At 46.5% G+C, this 13515-nt stretch carries 11 protein-coding genes and 1 pseudogene; 9 read left to right on the top strand and 3 right to left on the bottom strand.

The annotated features are described in order from the left end of the window. Positions 1-40: 40 nt before the first annotated feature. Positions 41-5269: a hormogonium polysaccharide biosynthesis protein HpsA gene (hpsA, locus tag QUA57_RS23750; protein WP_333063986.1), complete on the bottom strand. Its 5229-nt coding sequence runs from the start codon at positions 5267-5269 to the stop codon at positions 41-43. Positions 5270-5852: 583 nt separating this feature from the next. Here hpsA and QUA57_RS23745 point away from each other — a divergent pair. From QUA57_RS23745 to QUA57_RS23730, 4 genes are all read left to right on the top strand, one after another. After that, positions 5853-6617, top strand: coding sequence for a sulfotransferase domain-containing protein (locus QUA57_RS23745; protein WP_333063987.1), 765 nt, complete (start codon positions 5853-5855; stop codon positions 6615-6617). Positions 6618-6823: 206 nt separating this feature from the next. Continuing rightward, positions 6824-7036 carry a hypothetical protein gene (locus QUA57_RS23740; RefSeq protein ID WP_333037085.1) on the top strand — a complete coding sequence of 71 codons (213 nt, stop codon included), beginning with the start codon at positions 6824-6826 and terminating at the stop codon, positions 7034-7036. Between the two features lie 103 nt (positions 7037-7139). Then, positions 7140-8039 (top strand): 3-deoxy-7-phosphoheptulonate synthase, encoded by a 900-nt coding sequence (aroF, locus tag QUA57_RS23735; protein WP_333063992.1) that lies wholly within the window; start codon positions 7140-7142, stop codon positions 8037-8039. A gap of 173 nt (positions 8040-8212) precedes the next feature. After that, on the top strand, positions 8213-8410 hold the full coding sequence (locus QUA57_RS23730; RefSeq protein ID WP_333037087.1) for a heavy-metal-associated domain-containing protein: 198 nt from the start codon (positions 8213-8215) through the stop codon (positions 8408-8410). A gap of 114 nt (positions 8411-8524) precedes the next feature. On the opposite strand, the gene QUA57_RS23725 is transcribed toward QUA57_RS23730, so the two are convergent. Next, positions 8525-8935 (bottom strand): metalloregulator ArsR/SmtB family transcription factor, encoded by a 411-nt coding sequence (locus QUA57_RS23725; RefSeq protein WP_333063988.1) that lies wholly within the window; start codon positions 8933-8935, stop codon positions 8525-8527. Between the two features lie 146 nt (positions 8936-9081). On the opposite strand from QUA57_RS23725, the gene QUA57_RS23720 reads away from it, so the two are divergent. Next, entirely contained in the window at positions 9082-9249 is a 168-nt protein-coding gene (locus QUA57_RS23720; protein WP_333037089.1) for a metallothionein, read from the top strand. Between the two features lie 289 nt (positions 9250-9538). Further along, entirely contained in the window at positions 9539-9799 is a 261-nt protein-coding gene (locus QUA57_RS23715; protein ID WP_333037090.1) for a DUF7219 family protein, read from the top strand. A 117-nt stretch (positions 9800-9916) separates the two neighbouring features. Here QUA57_RS23715 and QUA57_RS23710 read toward each other — a convergent pair whose 3' ends face one another. Continuing rightward, positions 9917-10999: a metal ABC transporter solute-binding protein, Zn/Mn family gene (locus QUA57_RS23710; RefSeq protein ID WP_333063989.1), complete on the bottom strand. Its 1083-nt coding sequence runs from the start codon at positions 10997-10999 to the stop codon at positions 9917-9919. A gap of 90 nt (positions 11000-11089) precedes the next feature. On the opposite strand from QUA57_RS23710, the gene QUA57_RS23705 reads away from it, so the two are divergent. The 3 genes and pseudogenes from QUA57_RS23705 to QUA57_RS23695 all read left to right on the top strand — a co-directional run. Then, on the top strand, positions 11090-11809 hold the full coding sequence (locus QUA57_RS23705) for a metal ABC transporter ATP-binding protein (protein ID WP_333063990.1): 720 nt from the start codon (positions 11090-11092) through the stop codon (positions 11807-11809). A 96-nt stretch (positions 11810-11905) separates the two neighbouring features. After that, positions 11906-12742, top strand: a complete 837-nt coding sequence (locus tag QUA57_RS23700; protein WP_333063991.1) for a metal ABC transporter permease — start codon at positions 11906-11908, stop codon at positions 12740-12742. 154 nt (positions 12743-12896) lie between these two features. Continuing rightward, positions 12897-13445: pseudogene (locus QUA57_RS23695) on the top strand (IS630 transposase-related protein); the annotation flags it as partial. Between the last annotated feature and the right edge of the window lie 70 nt (positions 13446-13515).

Raw genomic sequence — 13515 nt, 5'->3', positions numbered from 1 at the left:
CACTCCGCATTTGGAACTCAGGAAGGTGAGCGTTTAAAGGTCAGGAAAGGTTAGGACAGTCTGTTCTTGGTTTTGTAGCGCTGTCATTTGCAGCATAGTTACCAGAGAGAGTGCGATTATTTTGCAATTTTTCAGCGCACAACAAAGCTTTTACCCAATCATCATCCCGGCTGATTTCTCTGAAGTATTCGTCAGGTTTTTTCTGAGAAGCAGGGAGAGTGAATTTTTGGGCGAACAAATCAGGGGGCTGTGAAAGCAAACCTACATCAAATCCCCATTCCCTAGTGGGTGGTACGAAATAGCCGATCGTACCAACCCCGGTTTCGATTCTGTAAGGGGTAGAAGGGTAGCTTGTGTCGGAGTCGAATAGCTTAGCCTTGAATAGAGAACCAGCAGCAGGATCGTTAATAACAGATAGGTAGGGAGCAGTTGCGTAAGAACTGCGCTTGAATTGGATAAACGAACCTGCGATCGAGTGAGTTAAGTCTTTCCAATTTTCCATAAAGCGCGGTAAGTTTTGCATACCACCATTGGTGTCGCCAAGGGTGGCAGAGATAGCCCGTGAAGGAACGTCATTGGAGGCGACTATGAGGTTAAACTCCGTCGCTCGTGCTTTTTGTATCCATCGCGTTACGTCGTTGGCATTTTGGGAGTTGCTTAGAGGAGCATTTGTAACATTTGTTGCCTGAATCTGCAAAGTAGGTCTTAGCTGTGGTTGCTCAACTGTATTAGGAACTCCGCCACTAACTGTTGGTAATTTCGCGTAAAACAGAGGGTTGGTAATGCCATCGTCCCTTCCTCCCGTTGGAGTGCCTGGAGTGGTGGTTGTCGAATACCAAAGAGCGTTGGGTTTGGGCTCAGGCCGACCAGCGGTGGTGGGTACAGCAAGCGCACCACTAGATATCGTTACATTGACGCTACCTCCTGCCGCGTAGTGACCTACCTTGCTACTATTATTAATTCCCAGGGCCACAGGGATAGTGCCATCCAGTACCAGTTTATTTTGGTTAGCACCTGAGCTGTTTCGCAAAAAAGCTACGCGACGGGGATATCTGCGATCGGCTGGATCTAGAGCTGGTGTAGCTGTTGTACCTGATAAAACTTTAGCGAGATCTGTACCTGCTGGGACAGCGCTTGCCGGTTCTATTTCACCATTAAACTCCCCAACAGTACCAGCATCAATACCAACTACCCAGTCATTAGGCCCGCAAGCTGAAACAGGCAGCTTCCGGCAGATTTCCATTACATATTCTGGAAAATTAGCCCGTCGCTGAACTGGCGTAACGAAATTGTTGAAGTATGAACTGTTAGGAGCAACACCTGTGGTAGTCCTGTAGTTTGTGTCTGTTGGTGTAACGCTAGTCCCGGCGCTTTGCCCCAACTTTTCTTGGTTGATAATGTCAAAAGCAGCACCGCTACTCAAACCGTTAGTGACGTAGTTGTTAGCACCGAAACCGTTAATCCTGCGAGCGGCTTTAGCCGTTACATCGGTCTCTTTAACGGCCGTAACGCCCGTATCGTTCGTAGTCCCATTTCCATTGAGGTCAAAGCCGAAGGTAGCTTCACTAACTGTATTAGTACCTATACTACCGTCCCCATTCAAGTCATAGCCGACAATTGCGCTACCTGCATTATTTCTCAGGTCAAAATCTCCGTGATTGCGGACACCGTACCGGAAGCCATCCTGTAAATTACCTGACACTGGCTCAGAGAGTAGGGTAATCGCATCCGAGAGCACTGTTGCTGCTCGCCAATTATCGCTGCCCGAGCATTTGCCAGGGTATCGAGGATCGCCGAGGCGACAAGCAAAATTGGGATTCAGGGTTGTACCCAGGCGACCGTAGAAATTGCTAGGAGTCCAATCAAAAGCAGTTGCAACACCTGTACCAAATTCTCTGTGGGTGTGTTTGTTAAATTCGCCTTGGATGTACACCGGCAGGTTAGAAGTCAACAGCAGACCCTTCTCTTTGAGTACGTCGGTCACCGTGCTTACAGTTGTCGGGCGACCCAAGCTAGATCCGTTAATCAGCATAATTCCGTGGGGGCGGCGGCTGGGGTCTAGCCGAGAATCTGTTGAGCTGCTTAGCTGGCTGCGGGTTGTATCAATGCCAGTGCCCAGACTATTCGGAGTACGATCGCTGCGATCGGGTGCTGCATCATCACGGCTGGCGTAAATTAGGCCGCTGTAAGGCAGCATATACTCTGGGTTAAGGGTGTTGATGACGGGCAATCGCTTGTAAGTGATCGAATTTTTCTTCCTGAGCTTATCGATATCTAATTGGGTGACTCGGATTTCTAGGGGTTGCCTATCCGCTAGGGGATTGTCGTATTGTCCGGTTAGCTTTGCCCTCTGAGCGGCACCCATCAAGCCGCTACCGCCGGAAGATGCCAAAGGACTGCTGAGGCTATAAGTCTCGTCTACCGCAGTGCTTGGGTCATCTTTGTCGATCGCCTTAACTTCCCTGGGATTGAGAAAAGCAACTTCTCGAATTGTCCCGTGGTCGAGATAAGCAGTGTTGGGAGCAATGCCGCCCAAAATTCCTAAAGAGCAAAGAGTAGAGTCGATCGCAGCTTTTTCCGACAAGCTGCGTTCCCCGTCAGCCTTCTGCAAAGCCTTCCTTAAGTTCTCGTTGACAAACCGACCGTCAGGAAAGACGAGACTGGCTTGATAATTCAAGCGATTCTCTGGTGTTCCTACTGAAGTGAGAGTTGATGGGTCAGTCAGGAGACCTGCCGTCAGAGTTGCACCGGGCGGTCTGGCTGCAGGAGGGCCGTAGACGATGCCGTTGTGGGATTTACCATTTGCGTTGCTTCCCAATGGCAAACCTGGACGGTTGAGACTGGAATCAAATAAAGTTCCACCTTTGCTGTATCGGTAGCTGGGATCGTAATAGCTGCTGACACAAGCCAGCGGGGTATCAGCTAATTTAGCAGTTTGATCGCTTGTGTTGTCTGCGTAGTGATAGATCGCACTTGCGCGCATCCGCAAGTCACCCTTAGCATACTGAGGAGTATTGGGGTCAATGGTACTGGCTGCTCCTCCTGGTGGAGTTCCATTGGTGGGCAAAGTGTTCCAAGTAGCAGCCGTCAAATCAGTCCAGCCAATAGTACCAGCAGGATTATTGTTATAAACTTTAGAGTTCGGGCCTGGCGACATCGGCATGGAGTCGGGCCAAACAACAGGGAACTTTTCTACAGCAGTAGTTGCTGGATCGTCGTAGAAATCCGATACTGCATTAGCAGCAGGGTTGAAGACTTTAGGAGGTGGCAGAAAAGAGTTGGTGCGCTCGTAAACACCCGCACCCGTAATTACCCGCAATCCGCCAATGGCATCAACTGCTGTTTGAGGTGCTTGGGCCGCACTCTTTTCCCAGAAGCCGTCCCTCTCTGCTCCCCCTACATCAGCGAACTGTCTCACTTGGGGTTCTCGGTAGCGTTGGCCCCCATCCAGCCAATTAACTCCTGTTAATGTGTCTCTTCCTTCCTCACCTTCACCCACAAATTTGGGAGGGTTCAAATCGCTTCTCCACCTTAGTGCTGGTAGATTGTTCCCTACGACTATGCGATCGCCTAACTCGGATTCTTTATTATCTTCCTCTACCTTTTCCGGGCTGTTGGCTTTGAGCCTGACACTTGTTGTATCGAGTTTAGTGTTGGTGTCCAAAGGCATAACCCAGGCATCCACCGGTCGCAGTTCCTCCCCTGTACCGCCGAATGGAGATGTAGTCACCAGTTTTGTTATGGGATCAACAAAGCCAGCCAATGCGTCTCCAGTGGCCGGCACTTCTGCAAAAGGCACTTTCCGGGTTCGCAATCTAAAGTAAGATTCCAGGTTTTCTCGACGAATCTCGTTTTGACGATCGGTGCTGGGAGGAGTGGGGTCAGTTTCTTCTTGAACTTGTGTGGCAATGGCATTTTTAACTTCCTGGGGATCGGAAGCAGCGGGATTTTTTTCCTGTTCGGAAACTAACAGACCGATGCGATCGGAATAAGCCTTGTTATTGTACATCACTCCCAAAGCACCATCTTTGTAGGCTACAGATTGGTCGCTGCCGCCTTTGATTGCTTTTGTGATGATTGGATCGGTAGCCTCTTTCCCAAATAGATGAACGGCTATGTCTTTGCCAGTGTTGCCATTACTTCCCGACCAGCCGTTAACCACATTACCGCTAACGACTATTTTGCTATTTTCTAGGTCGTAGAAACAAGATTCTTTGCTGCTAACGAGATAGAATGCCACCGGACCATTGAAAGTCGTAGTGACCATAAAGTTACTGTTAGTAAATATCCGTCCGTTGAGACGCAGCGCCGGGCCGGGAGATACTTCTAAATCATCTTCATACACCACCGCATTATTTTGTAGGGGAATGCGTTTTTGGTCTTGTTGATACTCCAAAGCTGAGAAACTTTGAGTTCCTTTAAATATTTCGTAGTTTGCTGCTGAGGCTACTCCCGTAATATTAGTGATCGGCACGTTCACTGTGTAAACAAATAAGCTTTTTTTGAGTACGCCATCTGCTTTGTACCAGTCCGAACTGCCTACCAAACTAGCGCTAGTACCTGCTGCGGCCTTGCAGATCGCGTTAGTAGAACCTTGAGATACCGACATCGGAGGGGTTCGGGCTTCTAAACCCTTTCTAGCTCTATTAAACTCTCCTGTGTTCAGATCCCGAGGTGGGCTGCGAAAATATATCCCGTATAGAGTGTAGGTATCAAATTTACCATTGTTGTCAGTATCTACAGGGAACCTCCAAGCGGTATTTATCCTCTCGCTTTCATTAATTTTAGTGAGATCGGCAGGGGCAGGCTCAATTACATTTGAATTATCAATATCAAACTTAATCTGTAGAACATCCTCATCTCCAAATTTAAACCGATCTGAATCCATCGCTTGGTAAACGCTCAAGTCTGATGGTGTGTCAAGTGTTCCGCTTCCTTGAGGGGATAAGGCATACTGAATTTTCGCTTTTGCCCGATCGAGCGCCGGAGTCGCGGCCGCCAGCACCTGCTGGCTCACGCGCACGTTACGCGCTGTATTAGCCCGATCAAACGATCGCAGGGTAATCGCCACCGTCAACAAAATCACTACCAGCAACACCATCGTCACCGTCGGCAGCACAAACCCCGCCATCGGTAGTCTTGCCCTGCGGCCCATAGCCATCAGCGCTTGCAACATTGCTCTCATCAGCCGCTTGGCCCCGGATCTGGTAACACCAGCAATCCGCCGCAGCAGGGATACGATAACTTTGGATAATTTGCTCTTAAACATTGACGCCTTCCTGAATAATTTCAGAGATGGTATTGCTGGTAGTTACTGCTCGACAGTACAATCCCATCTTTATTGTTCCCATTTTTTGCAACTTGCATATCAGCCTCTTGCACAAATTTAAATCTGTACCTTGGCTGAAAAATAAAACCCACAAACCCGCAACCAAAATCGCCGCCGATAATATATTTTTTCGCGAAAAATTTACCCCGCACGAATTAGATCTTCCTAACTCCACTCTAATCTAGTTAAATTGAAATGTCAGTCGCCAGAGCGAGAGTGAATTCGATCACCCAAAAACAGTGATCGGGATCGTATCCGATTTATTTCCCAGTCCTTGTCTGGCGGGCTTTGTTGGTGTGTTCGCGTTGCTAGCGCTTTCAACCACCGGAATCCACAATCACGATCGGCCGATGGAGTGGTTATGCCTGTCAGCGGGATCAAATCTAAATTGGGCGATCCAATTTCCGTAATGCGTCAAAGTGCGATCCAATTTCCGTAATGCGTCAAAGTGCGATCGAATTTCCATTTGACCCCCGGCGCACTGTCAGTACAAGTGCCAAATATAAACCTACCACCCCCACCCATGAAACAAACTCCCAAAGCCCCCGACTTTATCATCATCGGCGCCCAAAAAGGCGGCACAACATCCCTGTACAATTACTTAATCCAACATCCCCAAATCGCCCCCGCTGCCCAAAAAGAAATCCATTACTTCGACTTCAACTTCGACAAAAGCCCCGACTGGTACTATGCCCAATTTCCCCAGCCCCAAACAGGCGAAAATCTACTAACCGGAGAAGCCAGCCCCTACTACATCTGTCACCCCCAAGTTCCGCAACGAATCCACGATTTATTTCCCAAAGTTAAAATAATCGCCCTGCTGAGAAACCCAGTAGAACGCGCAATCTCCCACTATTATTACTATATCAAAATAGGCTACGAATCCTTATCATTAGAAAGTGCGATCGCCTCCGAACCCGAAAGACTCAAAGGCGAAATAGAAAAACTCATAGCCAACCCAAACTACTACAGTTACGAACACCAACACCACAGTTATCTAACGCGCGGCATTTACGCCGATCAACTCCCAGCCTGGATGCAACTTTTTCCCAAATCACAACTTTTAATCCTCAAAAGCGAAGACTTGTATACCAATCCCTTCGGCACATACAACAGCGTCTTAGAATTTCTAGAATTGCCGCCCCACCAACTACAAACCTACGAAAAATACAACGCCACCCAATATCCCCCCATCAGCGAGACAGTATACGAGCAATTGAGAGCATATTTTCGATCGCACAACCAAAGACTAGCCGAATTGTGCGATCGAGACTTCGGCTGGGATTAACATCATAGTAGGGAAACCGCAAAGCCCATTGGTTTCAACTTAGGGTAAAATCCATAGTCCGGCAGGGGTTGAATTCCCTAGCGGACTCGCGGACTGGCAGATAGTCGGCTTAAGACGATGACACCCATGGGCCTTGCCCTTTCCCTACATTTGACAAACAATGCTTGACATCCCAGTGTCCCTGTGCTAGCTTGTGCAATAGTATTGTGTTTAATCCACAAATCGCAGCACTTCAGCTATGTTCACAGCCAACAGCTATTTTTATTTTTGGTACAGCCAAGTTCGCCCGGAGTGAATTGGTAATTCACTGTGAACATCCGGGCGAACCGCAGATTAACACCTGCGGTTTTGTTTTTTCTACTTCTTTTCCCAACAACCAATCGAGTACAAGCGAAAACAGCAATGACATTATTCAGTAACTGGTACTACAGCTTTTATTTTTGGCCCAACAAAAGTTCTGGGTAAATTGTCGCGCTGTCTTTTCGCACCAACCCGGAACTCTTAAAAGTGCCGGGTTTTTTGTTGTCAACCACCCACTTAAATTTCCAGGAGAATTCCCTCATGTTAGAAGCCAAACTCGTAACCAAATCTCATCCCGAACACCAAACAATCGTCAAACTCTCAGAAACAGTCTCAGTCGGCGGCCAAGAATTATTAATCATCGGCGGCCCCTGTACCGTCGAAAGTCCTGCACAAATGGAAACAGTCGCCCGCCAACTATCCGCCGCCTCCGTGCAAGCTTTGCGAGGCGGAGTCTACAAACCCCGCACATCTCCCTATGCTTTCCAAGGGATGGGAATTGAGGGACTGGAAATTTTAGCCGATGTCAGCCGGCGTTACGGTTTGCCCGTCGTGACAGAGGTAATGTCGATCGCCCAAATCGATCCTGTTGTCACCTATGCTGATATGCTGCAACTAGGCAGTCGGAATATGCAAAACTTCGAGTTACTAAAGGCGATCGGTCAAGCCGGAAAACCAGTCTTACTAAAACGCGGCTTATCAGCCACAATCGAAGAATTTGTGATGGCCGCCGAATACATTCTCAGCCACGGAAATCCTCATGTAGTTCTCTGCGAAAGAGGCATCCGCAGCTTCGACAATTACACCCGAAACGTATTAGATTTAGGTGCAGTCGTAGCGCTGAAACAGTTAACTCATTTGCCAGTAATAGTAGACCCTTCTCACGCAGTCGGCAAGCGAGAATTAGTCGCACCACTAGCCAAAGCAGCGGTTGCTTGCGGTGCAGACGGATTAATTATTGAGTGTCACCCGCAACCAGAAAAATCGGTTTCTGACGCGCGGCAAGCTCTTTCTTTACCCGATATGGTAGATTTAGTTGCGAGTTTGCGGCCTGTAGCCGCCGCCGTTGGGCGCCGCATACCCGAGATTAATGTGCCTTCAGAGGTATTAAGTTTGAAGTGATATGGGTAGGAAATAATCTATAACTTTTAAGGTCAAACTCTACAGTCGGTTAAAACCGAATTGAGCTTTGAGGCAGGGGTTGAAACCCCTGCCGAAATCCGGGAAAGCGCGTGTTTCACGAATTTAGATTAAAATAAAAAATAATACTGTCATCTACGAAATTTTGCTTAATTATGGCAATACTACTTAACGTTCCCTCGATCGTCTGCTCTGGCTGCGCTGATACAATTACCAAAGCCATCAAAACTGTTGACTCCGATGCTACTGTCAATGTGGATGTCGCAGCTAAGACTGTTACAGTAGAAGCTCAAGCTTCTGAAGAGTCTATTACACAGGCGGTTGTTGCTACGGGCCACACCGTCCAAGATTGATACTGAGTTTGGTGAGGGCGGGTTTACGAGATTATTGGTCTTAGGCTGAAATTATTGGTAAAAGCCGCCCCTACACAATTTTAAATCCATTATCAATGCCCAATGCCCAAAAGCTTAATCTGCTTCGTCTAAGTGTTCGGCGACTGCTTGGTAAAGTTCAAAAACGTGGCGATCGAGTAAACTATAAAAAACTTGTCTCCCAACCTTGCGGTAACTTACCAACCGCATCGCCCGCAATGCCCGCAACTGGTGCGATACTGCTGACTCGCTCATACTCAACGCTGCAGCCAAGTCACACACGCACAGTTCTTGTTTTGCCAAAACCGATAGCAGCCGTAGGCGATTCGCATCTCCCAAAAGACTGAAAAACTCAGCCATCCGCTGAGCTTTTGCGGTGTTGAGAACTTGTGTTTGGATGTCCCCTGCCCTTACACTGTCAACTAGGTGCGGTCGATCGCACATTGGTGTATCGTTTTGTTGGTGAGGCTGACTTATCGCTCCATTAACAGCAGAGTTGGGTGACATCTTTTTCCGGCTAATTTTAATTCTCATTTTCATTTTAGTGCGATCGGCAAACCTTTTGTAACAAAAATTTTACATTCCCTTGACTAATATCTGAATATGTGTTCAGATATTAGTAGATATCCACAACCCCACCAGGAGAAGCTCAAATGACTACTGCCACCCAAACAAAATGTGCCTGTCCTTCATGTTCGTGCGTTGTCAACGCCAGCGAAGCCATTGAAAAAAACGGCAAAACATACTGTTCCAGTGCTTGCGCTGACGGGCACCCCAACGGCCAAGGCTGCGGCCACACAGGCTGCGAGTGCCACAAATAAATATTCCGCTTCAGAAAAGGTTAATCAACAACTGCCAAATATATCTAAAGGGAGATGCCAACAGCGCATTTCCCAATTTTTTTGCTTTTAGGTTAAAGAAAAGTTAAGATAAAGCTAACTTAAGGTTAAGACTGCATTAATAGACTAAATACAGAGCGAAAAAGCACAATTGCTACTTACGCAATACAATAGAAGCAAGTTAGCGCCGCGATACTGAGTACAAATAGTGCTATTAACAGCAGAGACCGAACCAAAAGTTGAATACCAAAAGTTTAATTAGGAGGGGGCAATGAAAGAGCGGGAAGATTTTTTACATCCTCGCAATCGCTACTACGGTGATTTCACGCCAGAAAACTTGGCGTTTAATGCCAACTTGCAGGAGTTTGCTCAAAAAATAACTTATATTTGCTCGCTGGAAACAGGGGGTAAAATTAGCGCTGAGAAAGCCTATAAAGATATTAAGATGCTTTGGAAAGACTTAAAATCCTCTAAGAAGCAATTAGGAATTGGCCAAAAACCCCCCAGTACCGAGGAGCCAAATTCACCTTAAAGTCATCGCTACCAACGCAGCGTTTGCAATCGAAAACCCCTGCGATTGCGAGCGCTGCTTTTTTCTGCGTACCCAGCCAAGGTAAGGTGCTTGCTAGTAGGCAAACTTTAGAAAATTCTATGGTTTGGGATTTGGTGCAGTTTCTCCGGCAAAAGAAGTACAATTGCCACCGAGGCCAGAAATAATCGCGCAAGTATTAGTTTTCAACATTCCCTGATATGTATCAGCACCCGTGCCGGGGCCGCCCAACTCGTCGCTGTAAAGTTCTTTGTCGGAAATCTCGACATTTGCCTCCCTCGCCACAGTCTCCATCAACTTCGGATTAGTTGTGGTTTCGGCAAAAATTGTCGGCACTCCTGTGCTCTTAATTTCTGAGGACAATGCGGCAATTCTTGCTGCTGTGGGCTGTTCCTCTGTCGTCACACCCTGCAAAGCTCCAGCCATCTCCAAACCGTAAGCAGCGGCATAGTAACTCAGAGCATCGTGAGTTGTTACTAATTTGCGTTTTTCGGGTGCAATAGTCGCAATTTGAGCTTTTATCCAAGTATCTATTTTTTGCAACTCATCTGTTAAGGTTGCTGCATTTTTGGCATAAAGTTGAGCATTGGCGGGGGAAACTTTGCTCAATTCATCGCGAATTGTTTCTACCATACGGATGCCATTTTCAGGGTTATGCCAAACGTGAGGGTCAGGGACTTTTTCGCCTTCTGCATGGGGTTGGTTTTCCGCTTTATCTTCACCGTGTTCGTGTTCGTGCTCGTCTTTGCCCATCAGCGGTTTGGGAACGGCGAGTTCGTGGACGGCGATTTTGGGTGCGGAATTATTGCTAGATTCAATTAACTTAATGATGCTGGGTTCGTGGTTGTAGCCGCCGTAGAAAATTAGATTTGCTGTTTCAATCGCTTTGCGGTCTTCCGGCTTGGTTTGGTAGGCGTGGGGGTCGTCTCCCGGCTCGATTAGACAGGTGGTGTCGATCGAACTTTGAGCGATTTCTTTTGTTAGGTTGCAGATAACGCCAGTCGTGGCGACGACTTTGGGCAAGTTGGCGGCGGGACTGGCTTGAGTTTGAGTCGCGGCCGGACTCTCTGACACCGGATTGCTTGCGTTCTGACCTCCACTGCACCCAACCACTCCGCAGCCGATCGCCAAAACAGCCACCCCCCACAATCTGCGGGTTTTTCCAACCAACTTCTTTAACATTTTCACCTTTGGAACGATAATCGTTATTGCTTTTTCGAGTTATCCTATTCTAGTAGCTACGAACAAGAATCGTTCTCAAAAGTTTGAATTATGTTAGAAGTGCAAGACTTGGCTGTTAATTATCGAGGAATTTCGGCCCTCAACAGCGTGAATTTCCAGTTAGATGCCGGACAATTAACTGGTGTGTTCGGCCCCAACGGCGCGGGGAAAAGCACGATGGTGAAAGCCATGTTGGGATTGATCCCGGCCTGTCGGGGTTTGGTGAAATATCAGGGGCGGCTGCTGAAGGAACAGTTGTCGCGCGTGGCTTACGTGCCGCAGCGATCGCAAATTGACTGGGATTATCCGATTACGGTGTGGAATGCGGTGATGATGGCGCGAACCGTCCAGACAGGTTGGTTTCGCAGTCCCTCGAAGCAGTCGCAAGAATTGGTCAAAGCTGCTTTGCTGCGGGTGGGAATGTGGGATTTGCGCGATCGACAAATTGGCGAACTGTCTGGCGGACAGCAGCAGCGGATTTTTTTAGCAAGGTCGATCGCCCAACAAGCCGATTTATTCTTCTTCGACGAGCCTTTTAACGCGATCGACAAAGCAACCGAAGAAATTATTTTCGATATTTTTGCCGAACTAAAAGCTGAGAATAAAACATTGCTAGTAATCAGCCACGATTTAGGTGAAACTTTAAAACAGTACGACAATTTATTATTGCTAAATAAGCAGTTAATTGCAACTGGTTCCTGCCGGGAAGTCCTCACCGCAGCCAATATTCAAAAAGCCTATGGATACGATTTAAGTTTAGTTGCTGCCTAAGCAAAAAAAGATTTATCTTTAAAGTTGATTGTGGCACGGGCGTCCCGCCTGTGCAGTTTATTGTAGTTGAAAAAATCCTCTTATTAACATAATTCAATGTTAAACCTACTAAGTGAGCCACTACAATTCGAGTTCATGCGAAATGCGATCGCCGTCGGCATTTTGCTAGGAATTCTCTGTGCCGTTGTCGGTTCCTACTTAATTGTACAGCAAATGGGAATGATGGTTGACATGATTGCCCATTCGGTATTAGCAGGATTGCCAGTAGCTTTTTCTTTAGGTTTCAATATTTCGATCGGCGCGTTTATATCGGGAATTATCAGCGCGGTAATTATGGCATGGATTCAATCGCAATCTCGTCTAAAAATTGATGCCGTGATGGCATTAATTTTATCTACTTTCTTAGCCATTAGTGTCACGCTGATTAGCCTGTTGCGGACAACCAAATTAGATTTAGACGGGTTTTTGTTCGGGAATATCTTGTCAGTTGCACCGGCTGACGTGCAGCAGACTTTTGTCATAACTTTGATTATTTTGGTAGCAGTTAAACTCCTTTACAAAGAATTGCTCTTTTATACTTTTGATCCGCTGGGGGCGCAAGCGTCCGGTTTACCTGTAAACTTGATTTACTTGGGGATGATTTCGGCGATTACGCTGACGATTGTTGCGAGTTTGCAAACTGTGGGGGCGCTGTTAGTAATTTCTCTGTTAATCGGGCCGGGAATAACGGCGTATTTGTTGGTAAAAGAGCTACATTTAATGATGGGATTGGGAGCAATTATTGGGATTACAGCTAGCGTAACTGGTATGTATCTCAGCTATTATTTGAATATGCCATCTGGGGCGGCAATTGTATTAGTTGTTTTTGGGTTGTTTTTAGTGGCTTTGCTGTTCAGTCCCAGTCAAGGGATTGTGACAAGAAAGAGAGGATAACAGTCCAGGACGCACAGGCTCTATCTGTTGTACGTTTTTTACGCTTACTTACGCAAAAAGTAATTTAATGCCCTACTTATATAGTCATTTCAAATAAATGTGAGACAGAGGTAAGATCATGATAAAATCGATAAAAATAGTTAATTAGAAAAAAATGGCTTACAGTCTAGACTATCGACAAAAAGTAGTCAATTATGTGGAAAATGGAGGGAGTATAACGAAAGCTGCCGCCATATTTAAGGTAGGAAGAGCAACAATTTATAGATGGTTAGGTAGGGAAGACCTTCGACCAACTCAGGTCAATCACCGTCAACGAAAGCTAGATTGGGAAGCCCTCAAAAAAGATGTTGAAAAAAATCCGGAAGCAAGATTAGTAGAAAGAGCAAGAACTTTCTCGGTCAGACCTAGTGCCATCTGCTATGCCTTAAAAAAACTGAAAATTACCAAAAAAAAACACCTTCGCTATAAAGAAAGAAATAGAGAATAAAGAATGAAATATTACAGGAATCTGAGAGAATTAATTAAACTTTATGGCAGCAAAAGTCTTGTATTTATTGATGAGTCAGGATTTGAGGAATTTGAAGGTTCTGTCTATGCCTGGGCAAAAAGAGGAAAGAAAGTCTATGGCGAAAGATCAGGAAAACGGGGGAAAAGAGAAAATTTAGTAGCAGCAAGAAGAAAAGGAAAGAAGGACTTAATTGCAATACGGTTCAGTTAAGAGCTATGCAGTGCTTAAAACAATAAATACAGGAGGATTCATTATTATTCCAGTA

Origin of the sequence: Microcoleus sp. Pol7_B2, assembly GCF_036701035.1 — a bacterium.
GTDB lineage: Bacteria > Cyanobacteriota > Cyanobacteriia > Cyanobacteriales > Microcoleaceae > Microcoleus.
Note: the sequence above shows the minus strand (reverse complement) of the source record. Positions and strands in the feature narration are given on the sequence as shown.